The following is an 18,594-nucleotide window of genomic DNA, read 5'->3' as shown; positions in this document are numbered from 1 at the left end:
ACATCAACGGTACTAAGATGTTGGCTCACGCAGCCTTCCGTATGGGTGAAGTTGCTGCTGAAAATGCTCTTAAAGGAAATCATGCTGTTGCCAAATTGAATTTGACTCCTGCAGCCATCTACACTCTCCCTGAAGTAGCAGCAGTAGGTCTCACAGAAGAACAAGCTCGTGAGAAATACGATGTAGCCATTGGTAAGTTCAATTTTGCTGCTAACGGTCGTGCCATTGCATCTGATGCAGCACAAGGTTTCGTTAAAGTCATCGCAGATAAGAAATACGGGGAAATCCTTGGTGTTCATATCATCGGTCCTGCAGCTGCAGAATTGATAAATGAAGCATCGAGCATTATAGAAATGGAAATTACTGTTGAAGAAATGCTGAAGACTATCCACGGACACCCAACCTACTCTGAAGTGATGTACGAAGCATTTGCGGATGTTCTAGGAATGGCCATCCATTCACCTAAGAAAAAATAAAACGAAGATAGATTAGACTGGAAGGTTATTCCAGTCTCTATCGTATAAGAAGGTATCTCATGAAATACATTATCAATCATTCAAACGACACTGCTTTTAATATCGCCTTGGAAGAATATGCCTTTAAACACTTACTAGATGAGGATCAAATCTTCCTTCTTTGGATTAACAAACCTTCTATCATTGTTGGTCGTCACCAGAACACTATCGAAGAAATCAACCGTGATTATGTTCGCGAAAATGGCATTGAGGTAGTCCGCCGTATCAGTGGTGGTGGAGCTGTTTATCACGATTTAAACAACCTCAACTACACCATTATCTCTAAGGAAAGTGAAGAGCGTGCCTTTGACTTCAAGAGTTTTTCTACGCCAGTTATCAACACTCTGGCAGAACTTGGAGTAAAGGCTGAATTCACTGGCCGTAACGACCTAGAGATTGATGGCAAGAAGTTCTGTGGCAATGCGCAGGCCTATATCAATGGCCGTATCATGCACCATGGCTGCCTGCTCTTTGATGTTGATTTGTCTGTCTTGGCCAATGCGCTTAAGGTTTCTAAAGACAAGTTCGAATCAAAAGGGGTTAAATCTGTTCGTGCACGCGTGACAAATATCGTCGATGAATTGCCAGAAAAGATTACTGTCGAAGAATTCCGTGACCTGCTTCTGGACTACATGAAGAAAGAATATCCAGAAATGACAGAATATGTCTTTTCCGAGAAAGAACTGGAAGAAATCAAGCAAATCAGAGATAGCAAGTTTGGAACTTGGGACTGGAACTACGGTAAATCGCCTGAATACAATGTGCGCCGTGGTACCAAGTTTACCAGCGGTAAGGTAGAAATCTTTGCCAATGTTGTTGAATCCAAGATTCAGGATATTAAAATCTATGGAGACTTCTTTGGTATTGAGGACGTAGCAGCAGTAGAAGATGTGCTGCGCGGCGTTAAATACGAGCGAGAGGATGTTCTGAAAGCTCTTGAAACGATTGATATTAACCGTTACTTTGCTGGAATCAGCAGAGAAGAGATTGCCGAAGCTATCGTCGGTTAAATGATGATATAAATGAAACCAAGCTCTTCGGAGTTTGGTTTTTCAAGTATAATATTTCAAATCAACAACATTCTTACGTTTCCTTAACCAGCTAGTTTTCTCTAGGCTTTATCTACTAGATATGATAAAATGATAGGGAATCAGAGAAAGAGGTATCTTGATGCAGAAAGTCCCATTAGAAAGCCTTGGTCTGTTTGAGCAGTTGGACCGCACAGTTGTAGCTTTTCTGAAGAAAAAACCTTCTCCTAATCCAGACAACTTTTATGTTAGCATATCTGAAGAAGATTATGAGAAAAAGAAAGAAGAATTTGAAAAATCAGGCTATCAAGCCGTGAAATTGCCGCTTGGCATGGCATTAGATAATGTTATTCAGCAACCTTCTTTCCAAAATCTTGTCATTGGCGGACTCTACATGGTAGATATCTTCGTTCCCAAGGAAGACCTGATGCCCTTAAAGGACCTTGTTGACAGCTTTTGCATCATGTTTGCAGCAGCTAATAACCGGATAGAGAATATCAAGGCTTACGATCTGATGAAGAGTAAGACAGTTTACTTTATAGGAAAACTCTTCACAAATAATCCTCAGCCAGGCGATGAAGTTAGCTTTGAAGGACTGAATAGAGAAACAGCAGACGGCTCCTACGAAGCGGTCAAATGCTTCCTAACTAGAGAGAGCGCCGAAAAGTACAATGCCAAAAATCGTCCAGTTACAGCAGCAAATCTGGAGCATCTCAAGCACTTCTGGGACAAACCGCTGATTGTTGAACCACATCGAAATTATTGGATTGAGTTTTTATAAAGGAAAGAGCGAAGCATCTAAACTAGATTTTCGCTCTTTTGTTATTATTGTCATTCTGTTAATTACATATTTTTAATTATGTAATATTATAATTTATCCAAAGCGTTCTTTTGCTCATCATTGACAATGTGGGTGTAGAGGTCAGTTACCTGAGTGCTAGCATGACCTAGCTGGTGACTGACGAGAACTTGAGATTTAGTTGCATCGTATAGACGTGTAGCAAGCGTGTGGCGGAGTTTGTGAGGAGTAACTCGCACCTTGAAGTCCTCAGAATACTTGGCCACCATTTTTTCGACACTGGAAGCATCGATTCGATTAGGAATACCACGGTATTCAGTCAAAAAGAAGGCTGTATCAGTCTTTTCGGCCTTGTATCGTTTGCTTCGAATGCTCAGATAGTCTTCTAAATAGGGCTTAGCAAAAGCAGCAACATTGACAGAATCCCTTTTCCCGCCTTTTCTAGTTACTTCAATAACCATCATTTTGAGATTGATGTCTTTTAGGTCCAGATTAACAGCTTCAGACAGACGAACACCAGAGGCTAGCAGCAAGGCAATGATGGCTAAATCTCGTTCTTTGTTTTTGTTGAAGGAGGACAGAGCGCGGTTAGAGAGCTTCTTAGGGTACTCCGTATCAATATACTGGAGAAATTCTTCCGTCTCATCCCCTAAAAAGAGCTTTTGCTTAATATTCTCTGCACGAGCAGCCAGAGTTTCCTTTTTCTTCTTAGTAGCAACCTTTTTCATCACATTTCGATAGAAGTAGGGCTCACCCTGCTCGTTTTCCACTTCCTCCGTCAAATATTTGTAGAGACTGGACAAAGCTGAAAGAGTCCGGTTGATGGTTGTCTGGGAAACACCGTTTTGAGTTGTATTAGCATTGAGAAGCGGACGTTCCCGCAGATAAAGAATGAAGGCTTCCATGTCTTTCTTGGTCATATTTTCCAAGACCGATAGAGGGATCTCAGCAATATGCGAAGCATCCGTTATACCAGATTCAAGCACCCAGTTAAAAAAGCGATCATATTCTTTGAGGTATTCGTATAAGGTTGTAAAACTATAAGGCACCGCCAGCTTAGACTGGTAATATTCCAAAATGTACCAGGGCATAGTGGCTTTGAGTTTATCAATTCTTTCTAATAACAGTTCACGTCTCATCATATTTCTCCGTTTTTTCTATAAGAGTAGTATAGCATATCTAGATATATTTTTCAAGAAAATTATAGTTTTTCGGAAAGATGATAGAGGGAAGTAAGCAATTTAACTTTACTACAAAACAGATAATAAAAACAAGACAGAATTGAGAAACTAAACTCTATCTTGTTTCACCAAAAACTTATTCTTCTAATTCGATTTTTTGAAAATAATCCAGTTGCCATTTTTGTGTTGCCTGAGCTGTTTTATTTAAATTTGTGCACCAGGACGGATAAAAACGCATAGCCATCTTTCCTTTATAATCCTTTGTAGAAAGAATTTTTTTACTGATAGCTACCTCTTTGGGAATTATAAATAAACCGCAATGACAGTCGTCTATAACGACAATAACCAGTTCATCACCCAAGTCTTTATCAGTATAAGGAATATTCTTGTTGTCTTGGTCTTTTTTCCAAAAGACTGTAAAGTAGCCTTCTTTTTTGGGTGTTTTCTTTGCCAAACGGCATCTTTTATATTCTTGATTATCCTTTGGCTTAATTAAAATGCTTTCATAGTCTTCGTTCCATTTTTCATTTACCAGATCAAAGTCACCAAAATACCTATAAAGAATGTCTGTCATTTTCATTGTTTTATCGCCTTTCTAAATTTTACTAAAATTAAATTATGTAAAATATTTACTAGAATAAAAACTCCCTAATCAAATCAACTACCTGCTCATTTTGTGGTAAGGAAGAATGATGGGCATCCTTGCCTACGATGACGACCTCTCTGTGTGAAGCAATCTTTTCTTTGTAAATCAAGCTCCCAGCTTCTACACTGCTTTTATGAACAATTCCGTCACTATCTCGGAAAAAGATTCCCAAAATTGACAAATGCTGCAGCTTCTTAGGCAGTTTTCCTTGGTTGGCTACAAAGTCATCTAGCATTGGGACTCGATGCTTGAGATTTTTCTTGTTTAGATTATAAGGACCGCCAATAGTCAGGAGCTTTTCCATCTCTAGCTCAGAGTGGTTTGCTAGGTATTGCTGTAGGAATACTGTATAAATTAGACCACCGTTAGAATGCCCAAGCGCTTTAAACCTGTTAAAAGAGTACTTCTCTCGCAAGATAGTCAAGGCAGCATCGAACATGGCCGCTTGTTTCTTGATATTTTCATAACCATCGCGATTATTTTGAAAGCCAACTACAAAAATGGGATTTCTATCCTTTCGCTTCAAATGCCCTCGGTAAGTCAGGTGTCCATCATTCCAGACTTTAATACGGACCAGACTATGACGTGGATGTTGATTGCGGTTGAGCTTTTTAACCATTCGATTAAAACGATTCTCTGTCGCCGAACTACCTGGAATCATGATAATAGGATGTATTTTGACCTTGCTGGCAGGTAGATGAGAAATAGGGTGGGAAGGCAGCTTATTCAATAATTTTTGAAAGGTTTTAGCAAGTCGATGAATCAATTGAGTCAAAAAAGGCTTCATTCTAGTCTCCGTATCTGAATCTGATATTTCCAAAAACAAGCCACATAAAACTTAGTTATGCGACTTGTTTTTTTGTTATTACTTCCGCTTCTTCTTGTTTTTCTTCATTTGCTTGGCCATTTTATTCATGCTGCGGCGCATCAGAAACTCTCCAGCCTTACCTTTGAGGCCGCCGCCAAACATTTGGCTCATATCCGGCATGCCGGCTCCTCCTAAGCCTGACATATCTGGCATACCGCCTTGGCCCATCATGCCTTCAAGAGCTGACATGTCGGGCATTCCTCCGCCACCAGGCATGTTCTTAGGCATATTGTTTGGATTGAGACCCATTTGCTTCATCATCCTGCTCATATCGCCTGACAGAACTCCCTGCATCATCTGCTTAGCTTGATTGAAGTCTTTGATAAATTTATTGACATCGACGAAGCTGTTACCTGAACCATTGGCAATCCGACGGCGACGGCTAGGACTCAGCAAGTCAGGATTTTCCCGCTCAGCTGGTGTCATAGAGGATACGATGGCACGCTTGCGAGCAATTTCTTTCTCATCTACTTTGATATTCTTGAGAGCAGGATTATTGGCCATACCTGGAATCAGCTTGAGCAAATCCTCCATAGGTCCCATGCCTTGTACCTGATCCAGCTGATCAATAAAATCGTTGAAATCAAAGGTGTTTTCCCGCATCTTTTCAGCCATTTCAAGCGATTTTTTCTCATCATATTCTTGAGAGGCTTTTTCGATCAGAGTCAACATGTCCCCCATGCCCAAAATCCGGCTGGACATGCGGTCTGGGTGGAAGGTTTCGATATCAGTAATTTTTTCACCGGTACCAGTAAATTTAATAGGCTTACCAGTAATCTGACGGACAGACAAGGCTGCACCGCCACGGGTATCACCATCAATCTTAGTCAGGATAACCCCAGTCACTTCCAGTTGACTGTTAAATTCGCGAGCAACATTAGCCGCTTCCTGACCAATCATGGCATCGACAACCAAGAGGATTTCATTCGGATTAGCCAGCGCTTTGACATCTGACAGCTCCTGCATGAGCTTTTCATCAATCTGAAGACGACCAGCCGTATCAATCAAGACATAATCATTGTGGTTAGCTTTCGCCTTCTCCAGACCTTGACGGACAATCTCAACAGCTGGAACTTCCGTACCCAAGGCAAAAACTGGTACATCAATTTGCTGTCCCAGTGTTTTCAGCTGATCAATAGCCGCCGGACGGTAAATATCCGCCGCAATCATGAGCGGACGAGCATTTTCTTCTTTCTTGAGTTTATTAGCAAGCTTACCAGCAAAGGTGGTCTTACCAGCCCCTTGCAGACCAACCATCATGATAATAGTCGGAATCTTTGGTGACTTGATAATCTCGGCTGTATCAGAGCCGAGGATAGTTGTCAGCTCTTCGTCGACAATCTTGATAATCTGTTGCGCTGGATTGAGGGTGTCGATAACCTCATGACCGACAGCCCGCTCACGAACTTTCTTGATAAAGTCTTTGACAACTGGCAGGGCAACGTCGGCTTCTAAAAGAGCCAGACGAATCTCTTTGGTCGCTTCTTGGACATCACTCTCTGAGATTTTACCTTTTCTGCGCAGATTTTTAAAGACGTTCTGCAAACGTTCCGTTAAACTTTCAAATGCCATTTTTTATTTCTCCTAGTTTCTATTTCAATCAATTCAGTGGAAATTTTCCAAAACGTGTTAAACAAGCAAATTCCTCGGCAGAGACTTCTTTCATAATCTCATTAGGGTAGCCCCAGCAGCTGAAGCCTTCTTGCATTGCCTTAGAAAGATCGTCAGAGGAGATAAGTTGTACCCTAGTAGGTAAGGATTCTTCCGACTCCAACAACCAGCAAGACATTCCCTTGTAGATAACTTGTTTAGCCATAGTCACTCTCGGTTGTCAATACCAGACAGAATCCCGATCTGCTCCTGCAGATAGCTGTCGCCAGGGTATTTCTCTGTAATCTGGTCAAATATCTGACTTCTGACGATATAGTCCGAGTACATGTGCAGCTTTTTCTCATAGTCTTCCAGAATCTTCTCTGTCCGTTTGATATTATCATAAACGGCCTGACGGCTAACACCAAATTCCTCAGCAATCTCAGCCAGACTGTAGTCGTCCGCATAATAGAGCTCGATATAGTTCATCTGCTTGTCAGTCAAAAGCGCCGCATAAAACTCAAAGAGAGCATTCATTCGGTTTGTTTTTTCAATTTCCATAAGAAACATTATACCAGAAAAGCATGATAAACTCTAGTCTGACAAGGGAAATATACACTCGAAATATGAGATTGCAAAATGTCAATCAGCTTTTTTCTGCCGAGCAAAAGACAAGTTAAAAACCCTTGGTGATAACCAAGAGTTTTGCAATAATTAATTGTTTTCCAAATAAAATTCAAAACGATCGCCAACATACTGACTTTTTACATATTCAAAAGCTGTTCCGTCATCAAAGTAAGAAATCTGAGTCAGTCCTAAGATGGCATGGCCGCGGGGAATATCGAGGTAATTGGCGATTTTTTCCTTAGCCAGTCGAGCATAAATAGTCTGCTGGGACTTGCCAATCTTATAGCCATGTTCCTGCAAGGTCTGGAAGAAATGACTGGTCACCTCTTCTTTTTTGAAATTCTTAATGAACTTCTCTGGAATTGAAGCCACCTCGTAGACCACCGGCAAATCATCAGCGTAGCGAACCCGCTCCATCCGAATGACATTTTCTGTCTTATGGATGCCTAGCTTTTCCACTTCCTGCTCACTCGGCAGAGTGCGTCGATAAGAAATGAGCTGACTGGACGGCATTTTGCCTTGTGCTTTCATGATTTCCGAGAAGCTGGTGGTGCCGCGCATTTTCTCCTGAACACGTGTGCTGGCTACGAAGGTACCACTCCCGACCCGACGCTCCAGCACTCCCTCCTCAACCAAGAGCGTGATGGCCTGACGCAGGGTCATACGGCTGACCTTAAAGGTTTCGGCTAGATCTCGCTCACTGGGCAGGCGCTCTCCAATCTCCCAAACGGCATCGTCGATATCTTTCTTAATCTGATCATGAATTTTGATATATGCGGGCAACATGTTGACTCTTCTTTCTTATTTGGTACCTTCCTTTATTTTAGTATCAAATACTTCAAATGTCAAACTAAATATTGAAGAGTGGCTTCTTTTCTCACGAATTTACTTATTTTGTCAATAAAGACCAATATTTTAAGAGTTTGTTTATTTGATTTTAATCCGAGATAGCACTGGCTTCCATGGCAAGACGGTCTAAGCAAACGATAACAACAAACCAAAGTCTCATATTCGTTTTTTCAGCACTCTTACTCCTTATTACCTTGGAAAAATTCCTTTTTTGTGATAAAATGAGGGGAAAAGATTACTTCTTTTAAGAAAGGGAACAGATGACAACTAGAACTGAATTGCAAGATGTCGAAAAGATCATCGTGCTTGATTACGGCAGCCAGTACAACCAGCTGATTTCACGCCGCATTCGTGAAATCGGTGTTTTTTCTGAGCTCAAGAGCCACAAGATTACCGCTGACGAAGTCCGTGCTATCCAGCCTGTCGGGATTATCCTTTCCGGCGGTCCGAATTCTGTATATGAAGACGGCTCTTTTGATATTGACCCGGAAATTTTTGAGCTGGGAATCCCGATTTTAGGGATTTGCTACGGTATGCAGCTTTTGACTCACAAGCTGGGCGGCAAGGTTGTTCCTGCTGGTCATGCTGGAAATCGTGAATACGGTCAGTCAACTCTGTCACATACCGCTAATTCCAGCCTTTTCAACGGTACGCCTGAAAGCCAGTTAGTTCTTATGAGCCACGGAGATGCAGTAACTGAGATTCCTGCTGACTTTGTTCGTACTGGTACTTCTGCTGACTGTCCTTTTGCAGCTATTGAAAATCCAGCTAAGAAAATCTACGGCATTCAGTTCCACCCTGAGGTTCGTCATTCAGAATTTGGTTATGATATCCTGCGCAACTTTGCTCTTACTATTTGCGGAGCTAAAGGCGACTGGTCTATGGATAACTTTATTGACATGGAAATTCAAAAAATCCGCCAAACCGTTGGTGACAAGAAGGTTCTGTTGGGACTTTCTGGTGGTGTAGACTCTTCTGTTGTCGGTGTTCTCTTGCAGAAAGCAATCGGTGATCAACTAATCTGTATCTTTGTGGATCATGGTCTTTTGCGCAAAGGCGAAGCTGATCAGGTCATGGACATGCTTGGCGGCAAATTTGGTTTGAATATCGTCAAGGCAGACGCAGCTAAGCGTTTCCTTGATAAACTAGCCGGTGTTTCAGATCCAGAGCAAAAACGTAAAATCATCGGAAACGAGTTTGTCTATGTCTTTGACGACGAAGCCAGCAAACTGAAAGATGTGAAATTCTTGGCTCAAGGGACTCTCTATACAGACGTTATCGAGTCCGGAACTGACACCGCTCAGACTATCAAGTCTCACCATAATGTTGGTGGTCTGCCGGAAGACATGCAGTTTGAGCTGATTGAGCCACTGAACACGCTCTACAAAGACGAAGTGCGTGCTTTGGGTACAGAGCTTGGTATGCCTGATGAAATTGTCTGGCGTCAGCCATTCCCAGGACCAGGACTTGCTATTCGTGTCATGGGAGAAATCACTGAGGAAAAATTGGAAACTGTCCGCGAATCTGATGCTATTCTCCGCGAAGAAATCGCCAAAGCTGGTCTTGACCGCGACATCTGGCAGTACTTTACTGTTAATACTGGAGTCCGATCTGTTGGTGTCATGGGCGACGGCCGGACTTACGACTACACAATTGCGATTCGCGCTATCACTTCTATCGATGGCATGACAGCTGACTTTGCCAAGATTCCTTGGGATGTCCTGCAAAAAATCTCTGTTCGTATCGTCAACGAAGTAGACCATGTCAACCGCATCGTCTACGATATCACTAGCAAACCACCTGCAACTGTAGAGTGGGAGTAACAAACAAATCTTATTTTAAATGATAACTGTAGAAACAAACAAGGCTAGGACTAAAATGTCCTAGCCTTGTTTTACATAGTCTTGGAATTAACCGCCAAACAATCCTTTAAAGAAGTTGACAATGGCATTCCAGATATTAGAAAAGAAATTACCGCCTTCTTGAAGGAGGCCGTTTGCATCAAAGTTGAGGTTAATATTGTTAAAGGTATCCCCTGCCTTTGAAACAATGCTGTCTTTCAAATCGCTAAGCGTCTTTGTAAAGTCAGAATCCGTAATGACTCCACTGTTTGAAAGATTGACAGCGAAATTCACGATGAGGTTGATTTGGTCACTGGTCACTGACTGAGTCAGACCGTAGTTTTTCAAGGTTTCTTCGACAATCTTACGGACATCATCTGCTGTCAGATTGCTGTTGTTCTTCTTAGCGTTGGCGATAGCCGCTTTGATATCAGCCAGAGCCACGTTGAGCTTGTCTGCGTCATAGCCTTCCTTACCTGTGTTTTCAGCATTGATACCAGAAAGGGCAGCCAGTTCTTCCTGCGCTAGGTTTTTATTTTCCTGAGGAATAGTCGCGCCATTATCTTCCAGAGAGTAGTAAATCCCTGCCAAGGCGCTCTCACCTGTTACCGGAATCGGTGCAGCAACGGTAATCTGCGCGTGCTGAACCCCTAGAGTAACAGCCGCATTGCGATACATATCTTCTGTAACCTTGGTGATGTTTTGCGGAGTGACAATTTTGACCTCTAATGGCTTATTGCTGCCTAATTTCTGGATTTTTACAGAAGAATAAAGCTGCAGGCTAGGGTCATTGGCAACATCCATGATTTTAGAGTAGACTTCCGGTGTCATGGTCTTAAGTGGCTTGCTGTCACTGGATGAATTGTAGCCCAACATCTGCAAGGTCTGCTGTTTTTGGCTCTCATCTAAGGAGTAACCCAGCACATACTCTGGCTGCACGTATGTCTCATCAATGACTTTCTGAACATTTGAATCGGCAGCTGCGGTCGATACAGTAAACAGAGTAGCCAGCAAGGCTCCTGCTGTCATTAAAGTTTTTTTGAATTTCATATTTTTTCCTCTTTTCCTCCCGCTATAGTTTCCCAAATTCTATAGCTTTTTTATAGAGCAAACTTCTTTCTGAGTGCACCGAATTTCTGTTTCTTGAGCTTGTGATTTCTTCTCCTTTTGATGTTCAGAGCGCTTCAGGTAAGTTGCTGCAATGATGGAGTTATTATTATCTCATCCATTTAGGGCTTGAGATAATAGATACATTTTACAACATTTCTCAAAGAAGTTCAAAGAAAAAACAGTCACTGAATTTGCTAGCCAGTAACTGCTCTTTTCTACTTTTTCCAAAGGAAGTCAATTAGTAATTCGTCTACTTCTGGATTCTCATGCAATTGGCTGTGCTGAGCCAACTGACCAGTGATTTTCTTTTCCTGGTAGGATTTGGCATTTTCAACTAGGAGATATTTGAGGCTGCGAGAAGAAATATTGAGGACAGAACCGTCGGATTCGTTTTTAAAATCACCGTAAATGTTCAGAACATCTACTTGCTCTTGCGGGTAAACTTCTCGTAATCCCAGTAGTTTTTGATAAGTCTGGCTCATAGCACTAGGCTGGCCGGTTTGGTCATCTAGAATTGTCAAATCTTCAGGCAAGTCCCTTCCTTCCAGACCATTAACATGGTTGGCAATATTGACCTGCTTTTGCAACTGAGGAAGATTTTCATCCTGACCGTTCTCTAACATATAAAAGAGGATGGACATATTCCCCATCGAATGGCCTACCAGATTCATCTTATCAAAGCCATAAGTCTCTTGTAGCTTGCGAATCACAGCTGCTGCATATTTTCCGTCTTGAGCGTAGTCAGTATTGCGGTTATCTTCATAGTTTACCTTAATAATGGGATTGATAGCACCTTTCGGTATCTCGCCTAATAAGCTTACTTGCCCATTTTTACTGACATTTGCCGTGATAATTGTCTGAGTAACTCCAGCTTTTTTGGCTGCCTCTGTCATATGATTTTCAGCATTAGAGCTGGATCCAAAACCGTGGAAAAACAAGGTCGGCGTTGTTGACTGCACAAATTGTTTTGTATTGAGGCTAGTGGCTTCTTTATGGTTGTAAAAAGCTGTTAGACCGGCAATTGTCAACAAAACCAGAATGAGGAGCTTAAAACCAATTTTTTTGTTCATTTTTCATTCCTTTTTATGATAGATGTACAAAATTATATCATGTATCCATCGTGGTTACAAATATCCGGATTATTACTTCACCATCAAAAAAGAAAGAAGTTTGAAAACTTCTTTCTAAAACCATTTTAAGAGGCGCATGATGTGCATGTTCATCTTGACCTGACGGGAATAATAATAATTACCGCCGTTGATATAGAGTTCTGGCCCGTGGAAAATTGAAATCAGGTTATAGTAGCCGTAGGTCTTGCCAGTTACATTTCCTAAGCTTGGCGCTACTACATCTTTTGAATATTTCTTAGCCAGCTCCAGCGTATTTTCACCACCGTTTTTAGCGACGTAGTCGATATAGGCTTGACCAAAATTATAGGCTTGTACTGCTGTCCAAACATCCACCTTTTTCTCGCTGGCTAACTCTAGGTTATCAGACAAGGTCTGAACTCCCTGGCGAATACTTTCTTTGTTGTCCGTGATGGCATTGGTCTGACCAGTTGCGCTTTCACTGGACTGCATGACATCGGTGTCTTTTCCCTTGGTCTCTGTATAAATCATGGCCAGTACCAATTCTTCATTGGCCGCTGTGTCCTGCTCATCAAGCACTTCTCTGACCAAAGTCTGATACTTCATGACCTGCTTGACATCATGATGAACCTGATAAATCTTGTAGCCGGCAAAGAGCATGAAAAGGACTAAAATCAGTCTTCTTAGAAATTTAAACATTATTTATTTTGGATATCCTCGATGTTCTTAATCAAAATAGAATAGGTCCCGTTATCGTTCTGGATAAATTCTACAGACTCCGCGTCCTGATAGATATTATTGGGAACGATGAGCTCAATTCCGTTTGAAAGGGAGAGTTTCTGATTTTCGAACTTTTTCTTCTGGCGGCTGCTGTCAATCTCATCAAACTTGACTGGCTCTGGAATAGCTTCCTTGACTTGGTCAATAAATGTAAGTCGGGCAGTCAGATTGCTGTCAAAAAGATCATCGGCCAACTTCTCAGGCGACAGTTCGTCATTTTCTTCCAAATTTTTGAAAATACTGGATTTGACCTTGGACTGGAACTGAAAATCGTCTTTGTTAAAACTTTCGGCAACTTTTTGAGCTGTCTTCTCAAGCGCTTTGATTGATTTCTTGGCTGAGATTGTCGGATTGACCTGCAAGAGATTGTCTGACATATAATTGAGAAAGGCGCCGTTATACTTGATGCGCTTTTCAATCAGATGGTACTTGCGAGATTTGAGATTGATGACCAAAGCCTCGTCTGCACCCGTACCAAAGCCAGGCAGATTGTTCTGCGTCAGCTTGATAGGATTGTCCACCTCACCACCCAAGTGGGTCAGAGTTTCCCGCAGAGCAATCCGCAGAAAAGCAAAGTGCTCCACACCTTCTTTGTCAAACTGGACAAAAATCAGATCGTTGGTTTTGTGGTTTTCACTGACAGAAAACTCCTCCTGCCAGAGCTTGGCAACTGTCACTGATGTTTCCAATAGGTCGTCTGAAAGCTGGGCTAAAAAGACGTTTTCAGGATCGAAAACACCTGTTTTAGCATCGTCAGAATAGACCCGCTCGATCTTCTTGCGCAGGTATTCTTCAATCTTGGGAGTAATGTTGAGAAACTTATCCGCCAGCAACAGTTCGGTATCAGCTGGGCTGAATTGATGAATAATCGCTTTTTTTACGTAAATATCCATCTTAGTTCAAGCCCTCATAGAGTGGAAAAGAGTCCGTCAATTCGCGAACTTCCGCTCGTACCTGATTCAGTACCGCTTCATTTTCAGCATTTTCCAAAGCCTTGATAATAAGCTCGGCTACCTTGATACTTTCTGTTACACCAAAGCCTCGAGCTGCAATAGCTGCTGTACCGATACGAATTCCGCTAGTCTTAAATGGTGACAAAGTCTCGTAAGGAATGGAGTTTTTATTAAGGGTAATATTGACTTCATCCAAGAGATTTTGCGCTACTTTCCCATTTTCTACAACCTTAGTGACATCAACTAAGAAAAGGTGATTTTCAGTACCGTCAGAAATCACACGGAACTTGTCATGCTGACGGAAGACTTGGGCCATGGCTTGGGCATTATCCAAAATCTGCTGAGTATAAACCTTGAAAGCTGGATCCAGTACTTCTTTAAATGCAACTGCTTTGGCTGCAATGACATGCTCCAATGGTCCGCCTTGAATGCCTGGGAAGATAGCTGAGTTAATTTTCTTAGCTAGGTCTTCATCATTTGTCAAAATCAAGCCACCGCGAGGACCACGTAAGGTCTTGTGGGTCGTCGTGGTTGTGATATCTGCATAAGGTACCGGGCTTGGATGGAGGCCTGCCGCAACCAATCCAGCGATGTGAGCCATATCTACCATAAGCTTGGCACCTACTGCATCAGCGATTTCACGGAATTTTGAAAAGTCGATGATGTGAGAATAGGCTGAAGCCCCCGCCACAATTAGCTTAGGCTGAACCTCTTCGGCTTGCTGGAGGATAGCATCAAAATCCAGTAATTCTGTTTCGGGATCAACGCTATAGGATACAAAATTGTAGGTTTGACCAGAGAAACTGACTGAGGCACCGTGAGTCAAGTGACCGCCCGCAGACAAATCCATACCCATAACTGTATCACCTGGCTCAATCAAAGCCATATAAGCTGCACAATTAGCCTGGCTGCCTGAGTGAGGCTGCACATTGGCAAACTTGGCACCAAAAATTTCCTTGGCTCGTTCAATTGCCAGACTCTCAATCACATCCACAACATCTGTCCCACCATAGTAACGGCGACCTGGGTAGCCCTCAGCATATTTATTGGTCAAAATAGAACCTTGAGCAGCCATGACAGCTTTAGAAACGACATTTTCTGAAGCGATCAGCTCAATATTATGCTGCTGACGTTCTTCTTCTTTAGCAACTGCTTCCCAAATCTCTGGGTCGAATGCTTTGTAGTCTTCTTGGTCAAAAATCATAAGGTGTCTCCCTTCTTTTGCGAAAATAGGACCTTAGGTCCTAAAAGTTAAAATTTTATATCATTTACTTGGGCGAGAATATCCTCGCGAGTAATCGCTCCCTGGCGTAGAATAAGAGCTTTTTCTCCAGACAAGTCCAGAATAGTTGAATCTTGGCCTGTCAAAGCAGCATCATCTTCTACACCTGAGATCTCCTCTTGAAAATCCATCATAATCTGCTGGAAAGAAGTTCCACTAGCTTTTCCAGAAAGATTGGCGGATGGACCAATCAAGGGACCGTACTTCCGAATCAAGTCCAGCGTAACTGGATGCTTAGGAATCCGAAAACCCACGTTTTCCATACCTGAGTTTATCCAAGCTGGCACTCGGTCATTGGCTTGAAGGATAATAGTCAGCGGTCCAGGCAGAAAGGTTTGATAGAGTTGATTCAGATAACTGGGCTGATTCTTAGAAAAAGCATAAATCTCTTCCAAGCTAGCCACATTGAGATTAAGAGCCTTGTCACGGGGTCTTCGTTTTAATTCATAGACTCGCTCAACCGCCTCTTCATTCAAAGCCTGGGCAAAGAGGCCATAAACAGTTTCGGTGGGCAGGACAACTGCTCCGCCTGCTGCCAGAGTCTTTTCTATCTTATCCATTGTCAACCGCCACCATTCTATCTTTGCCAAATTGATCTTTCAGGACTCGGATTCGTTTTTGAGGGAAGGATTTTTTCAGCAATTCCCTGACGCCATCTCCTTGCTTGTATCCAATTTCCAGATAGATTTTTCCTTTTTTTGTCAGATAGTCTCCTGCCTGCTCGGCTATTTTCCGATAGACGGCATAGCCATCTTCATCTGCAAAGAGAGCCATGCGAGGCTCTGAAGTCAGAACATTAAGTCCGACTTCGTGTTTATCTGCTTCTGAAATATAGGGCGGGTTAGAGACGATAATGTCAAATTTCCCACTAATAGCATCCAAGCAATCAGATTGGACAAAAGTAAGGTTAAGTCCGCAGGACTGAGCGTTTTCTTCTGCCAAGGCAAGAGCATCGCCCGAGAGATCAGAAGCAGTAATCTGCCAGTCCGAACGGCTGTTTGCCAGTGTCAGAGCAATGGCTCCGCTACCCGTTCCAATATCCAAGACAGACAAAGAACTTTCAGGGTTTTCTGACAAAATCAGCTCTACCAGCTCTTCCGTCTCAGGCCTTGGAATCAGAACCCGCTCGTCCACCTTGAGAGTCAGGCCGTGAAAGTCACTGCTACCAATGATATACTGGGCAGGCTTATGAGCAAGCAGCTGCTCTTGAATTGCTTTTAGCTGTTTATGGTCTTCCTGTCTGACTTCTGCGCGAAGTTTGAGAACAAAGTTGGTAAAGGAGAGCTTATTAAGAGCCCTATAAACGAAAGACAGGCTTTCTGCTTCTTCTCCCGCTGCTAGCAGCTCCTGCTCTAGCTCCGCCAAATATTGAGCCAATGTCATTATTTATTCAGCTCTTCTAGTTTTTGCGTTTGGTCATAGAGAACCAGAGCATCAACGACTTCGTCCAGTTTGCCAGCTAAAATCGTGTCCAGCTTTTGCAAGGTCAAGCCAATACGGTGGTCTGTCACCCGGTTTTGTGGGAAATTATAAGTACGAATCCGCTCTGAGCGATCACCAGTACCAATTGTAGACTTGCGCTCTGCATCTTGCTCATCTTGAGCGATTTGAGCAAAGTGGTCTGCTACACGAGCTCGGATGATTTTCATAGCCTTATCTCTATTCTTCTGCTGGGTCCGCTCTTCCTGCATTTCGACCTTGATATTGGTAGGCAAGTGAACGATTCGAACAGCAGTCGCAACCTTATTGACATTCTGTCCGCCAGCACCTGAAGCATGGTAGATATCCACCCGCAAATCTTTAGGATCAATGTCGTATTCTACTTCTTCGATTTCAGGCATCACCAAGACAGTTGCTGTTGAAGTATGAACACGACCTTGGCTTTCGGTTACTGGAACTCGCTGTACGCGGTGAGCGCCAGATTCATACTTAAGCTTTGAGTAGACCGACTGACCTGAGACCATAGCGACCACTTCCTTGATCCCGCCTACACCATTATAAGATGCCTCCATGACTTCAAAGCGCCAACCTTGGCTTTCAGCATATTTTTGATACATCTGCAAGAGGTCTCCTGCGAACAACTGAGCCTCATCTCCTCCTGCAGCACCGCGGATTTCCAAAATGATGTTCTTATCATCGTTTGGATCTTTCGGTAAAAGAAGGATTTTTAGTTTTTCCTCGTATTCTTCTTTTTCAGCCTTGGCATCCTTGAGCTCCTGCTTGGCCATTTCTTCCAAGTCGGCATCACCAGAGGCGTCTTTTATCATTTCTTCAGCGTCTGTGATGTTTTGCAGAACTTTTTTATACTCGCGGTAAGCCGTCACTGTATCTCGGGTGCTGGCTTCTTCCTTAGAAAGCTCCATAAACCGCTTGGTATCGCTGACTACATCTGGGTCGCTTAGGAGTTCACCAAGTTCTTCGTAGCGATCTTCAACCGCTTGTAACTGTTCATAGATGTTCATAGATTTTTCATCATCTCCTTTATTTCTATCATTGAATTACTTAATATCGGGGTTAAAATAGTGCTTGCGGCAGACTGAGATATAGGTCTCGTGGCCGCCAATTTTAATCTGTTCTCCGTCATAAACCGGCTTTCCGTTATCAGTCCGTAAAACCATGGTAGCCTTACGAGAGCAATATTGGCAAATGGTTTTAATCTCCTCAATCTTGTCAGCCAAGAGCAAGAGGTGCTTGGAGCCTTCAAAGAGTTCATTGCGAAAATCGTTTTTCAGACCAAAAGCCATAACCGGAACATCCAGCTCATCCACCACTCTAGCCAAATCATAGACATGATGGCGTTTCAAGAACTGAGCCTCATCAATTAAAACACAATAAGGCTTCTCAGGCAGCTGCTGAATATAGCCAAAAATATCCGTCTGTTCTTCAATAGCTACGGCATTCCGTTTCATGCCGATACGACTAGAAACGACACCAAAGCCGTCGCGAGTGTCAACAGCCGAGGTCATGATAACGACGCTCTTGCCTTGTTCTTCATAATTGTGGGCCACTTTTAGAATTTCAATGGTCTTGCCCGAATTCATCGTACCATATTTGTAGTATAACTGAGCCATATTTTAAATCTTTGCTAATTCACTATCTCCATTTTTACTTCACATTATTTTACCATAATTCACTACTCTTTAAAACCTCATTTGTGATAAAATAATAATAACGAAATAAAGGAGGCAGAAAATATGCCATTTGTTAGAATTGATTTGTTTGAGGGACGCACTCTAGAGCAGAAAAAAGCTCTTGCCAAGGAAGTAACTGAAGCTGTTGTCAGAAATACAGGCGCACCTCAGTCTGCTGTCCATGTCATTATTAACGACATGCCAGAAGGAACCTATTTCCCACAAGGTCAAATGCGAGAAAAATAAAAAAGAAAAGAACCTGAGACAAAATAGTTCTCAGCTACAAAAAAGCTAGAGATTCCCAAT

20 protein-coding genes and 1 pseudogene are annotated in these 18,594 nt (G+C 42.5%); 5 read left to right on the top strand and 16 right to left on the bottom strand.

Going from position 1 to position 18,594, the window contains the following annotated elements:
- From RYK49_RS10985 to RYK49_RS10975, 3 genes and pseudogenes are all read left to right on the top strand, one after another.
- A pseudogene (locus RYK49_RS10985) lies at positions 1 to 476 on the top strand (dihydrolipoyl dehydrogenase); the annotation flags it as partial.
- 59 nt (positions 477 to 535) lie between these two features.
- Entirely contained in the window at positions 536 to 1,525 is a 990-nt protein-coding gene (locus tag RYK49_RS10980; protein ID WP_314865701.1) for a lipoate--protein ligase, read from the top strand.
- A gap of 160 nt (positions 1,526 to 1,685) precedes the next feature.
- A complete protein-coding gene (locus tag RYK49_RS10975; RefSeq protein WP_314865699.1) occupies positions 1,686 to 2,324 on the top strand; it encodes a hypothetical protein in 639 nt (212 codons plus the stop codon).
- Positions 2,325 to 2,410: 86 nt separating this feature from the next.
- Here RYK49_RS10975 and xerS read toward each other — a convergent pair whose 3' ends face one another.
- The 7 genes from xerS to RYK49_RS10940 all read right to left on the bottom strand — a co-directional run bounded on the left by xerS (position 2,411) and on the right by RYK49_RS10940 (position 8,040).
- The gene (xerS, locus tag RYK49_RS10970) at positions 2,411 to 3,481 is read right to left on the bottom strand and encodes a tyrosine recombinase XerS (RefSeq protein ID WP_314865703.1); all 1,071 of its coding nucleotides are present in this window, start codon (positions 3,479 to 3,481) and stop codon (positions 2,411 to 2,413) included.
- A 178-nt stretch (positions 3,482 to 3,659) separates the two neighbouring features.
- Positions 3,660 to 4,103 (bottom strand): MepB family protein, encoded by a 444-nt coding sequence (locus RYK49_RS10965; protein WP_314865697.1) that lies wholly within the window; start codon positions 4,101 to 4,103, stop codon positions 3,660 to 3,662.
- 52 nt (positions 4,104 to 4,155) lie between these two features.
- Entirely contained in the window at positions 4,156 to 4,956 is an 801-nt protein-coding gene (locus RYK49_RS10960; protein WP_314831446.1) for an alpha/beta hydrolase, read from the bottom strand.
- 78 nt (positions 4,957 to 5,034) lie between these two features.
- Entirely contained in the window at positions 5,035 to 6,609 is a 1,575-nt protein-coding gene (gene ffh, locus RYK49_RS10955) for a signal recognition particle protein (protein ID WP_314831445.1), read from the bottom strand.
- 28 nt (positions 6,610 to 6,637) lie between these two features.
- Positions 6,638 to 6,853 carry a 2-oxoglutarate:acceptor oxidoreductase gene (locus RYK49_RS10950; RefSeq protein ID WP_295505037.1) on the bottom strand — a complete coding sequence of 72 codons (216 nt, stop codon included), beginning with the start codon at positions 6,851 to 6,853 and terminating at the stop codon, positions 6,638 to 6,640.
- A gap of 2 nt (positions 6,854 to 6,855) precedes the next feature.
- A complete protein-coding gene (locus RYK49_RS10945; protein ID WP_032906723.1) occupies positions 6,856 to 7,188 on the bottom strand; it encodes a putative DNA-binding protein in 333 nt (110 codons plus the stop codon).
- A 153-nt stretch (positions 7,189 to 7,341) separates the two neighbouring features.
- Entirely contained in the window at positions 7,342 to 8,040 is a 699-nt protein-coding gene (locus RYK49_RS10940; protein ID WP_314831444.1) for a GntR family transcriptional regulator, read from the bottom strand.
- Positions 8,041 to 8,363: 323 nt separating this feature from the next.
- On the opposite strand from RYK49_RS10940, the gene guaA reads away from it, so the two are divergent.
- Positions 8,364 to 9,926 (top strand): glutamine-hydrolyzing GMP synthase, encoded by a 1,563-nt coding sequence (guaA, locus tag RYK49_RS10935; protein ID WP_314831443.1) that lies wholly within the window; start codon positions 8,364 to 8,366, stop codon positions 9,924 to 9,926.
- 87 nt (positions 9,927 to 10,013) lie between these two features.
- Here guaA and RYK49_RS10930 read toward each other — a convergent pair whose 3' ends face one another.
- The 9 genes from RYK49_RS10930 to RYK49_RS10890 all read right to left on the bottom strand — a co-directional run bounded on the left by RYK49_RS10930 (position 10,014) and on the right by RYK49_RS10890 (position 18,228).
- Positions 10,014 to 10,994, bottom strand: coding sequence for a DUF1002 domain-containing protein (locus RYK49_RS10930; protein WP_125331071.1), 981 nt, complete (start codon positions 10,992 to 10,994; stop codon positions 10,014 to 10,016).
- 275 nt (positions 10,995 to 11,269) lie between these two features.
- The gene (locus RYK49_RS10925) at positions 11,270 to 12,124 is read right to left on the bottom strand and encodes an alpha/beta hydrolase (protein WP_314831442.1); all 855 of its coding nucleotides are present in this window, start codon (positions 12,122 to 12,124) and stop codon (positions 11,270 to 11,272) included.
- Between the two features lie 114 nt (positions 12,125 to 12,238).
- Positions 12,239 to 12,841: a lysozyme family protein gene (locus RYK49_RS10920; RefSeq protein ID WP_314865695.1), complete on the bottom strand. Its 603-nt coding sequence runs from the start codon at positions 12,839 to 12,841 to the stop codon at positions 12,239 to 12,241.
- Positions 12,841 to 13,815 carry a nucleoid-associated protein gene (locus tag RYK49_RS10915; RefSeq protein ID WP_314865693.1) on the bottom strand — a complete coding sequence of 325 codons (975 nt, stop codon included), beginning with the start codon at positions 13,813 to 13,815 and terminating at the stop codon, positions 12,841 to 12,843. The genes RYK49_RS10920 and RYK49_RS10915 overlap by 1 nt, the downstream gene beginning before the upstream one ends.
- Position 13,816: 1 nt before the next feature.
- Positions 13,817 to 15,079 carry a serine hydroxymethyltransferase gene (gene glyA / locus RYK49_RS10910; RefSeq protein WP_314865691.1) on the bottom strand — a complete coding sequence of 421 codons (1,263 nt, stop codon included), beginning with the start codon at positions 15,077 to 15,079 and terminating at the stop codon, positions 13,817 to 13,819.
- A gap of 47 nt (positions 15,080 to 15,126) precedes the next feature.
- Positions 15,127 to 15,717 carry an L-threonylcarbamoyladenylate synthase gene (locus RYK49_RS10905; RefSeq protein ID WP_314831608.1) on the bottom strand — a complete coding sequence of 197 codons (591 nt, stop codon included), beginning with the start codon at positions 15,715 to 15,717 and terminating at the stop codon, positions 15,127 to 15,129.
- Entirely contained in the window at positions 15,710 to 16,540 is an 831-nt protein-coding gene (prmC, locus tag RYK49_RS10900; RefSeq protein ID WP_314831609.1) for a peptide chain release factor N(5)-glutamine methyltransferase, read from the bottom strand. Before prmC ends, RYK49_RS10905 begins: the two co-directional genes overlap by 8 nt.
- On the bottom strand, positions 16,540 to 17,619 hold the full coding sequence (prfA, locus tag RYK49_RS10895; protein ID WP_002895522.1) for a peptide chain release factor 1: 1,080 nt from the start codon (positions 17,617 to 17,619) through the stop codon (positions 16,540 to 16,542). The genes prmC and prfA overlap by 1 nt, the downstream gene beginning before the upstream one ends.
- A gap of 36 nt (positions 17,620 to 17,655) precedes the next feature.
- Positions 17,656 to 18,228, bottom strand: a complete 573-nt coding sequence (locus tag RYK49_RS10890) for a thymidine kinase (RefSeq protein ID WP_002906591.1) — start codon at positions 18,226 to 18,228, stop codon at positions 17,656 to 17,658.
- A 105-nt stretch (positions 18,229 to 18,333) separates the two neighbouring features.
- On the opposite strand from RYK49_RS10890, the gene RYK49_RS10885 reads away from it, so the two are divergent.
- Complete coding sequence (locus tag RYK49_RS10885) at positions 18,334 to 18,534, top strand: 4-oxalocrotonate tautomerase (protein WP_223310287.1); 201 nt, start codon at positions 18,334 to 18,336, stop codon at positions 18,532 to 18,534.
- Positions 18,535 to 18,594 lie beyond the last annotated feature (60 nt).

The organism is uncultured Streptococcus sp. (genome assembly GCF_963525625.1).
GTDB lineage: Bacteria > Bacillota > Bacilli > Lactobacillales > Streptococcaceae > Streptococcus.
Note: the sequence above shows the minus strand (reverse complement) of the source record. Positions and strands in the feature narration are given on the sequence as shown.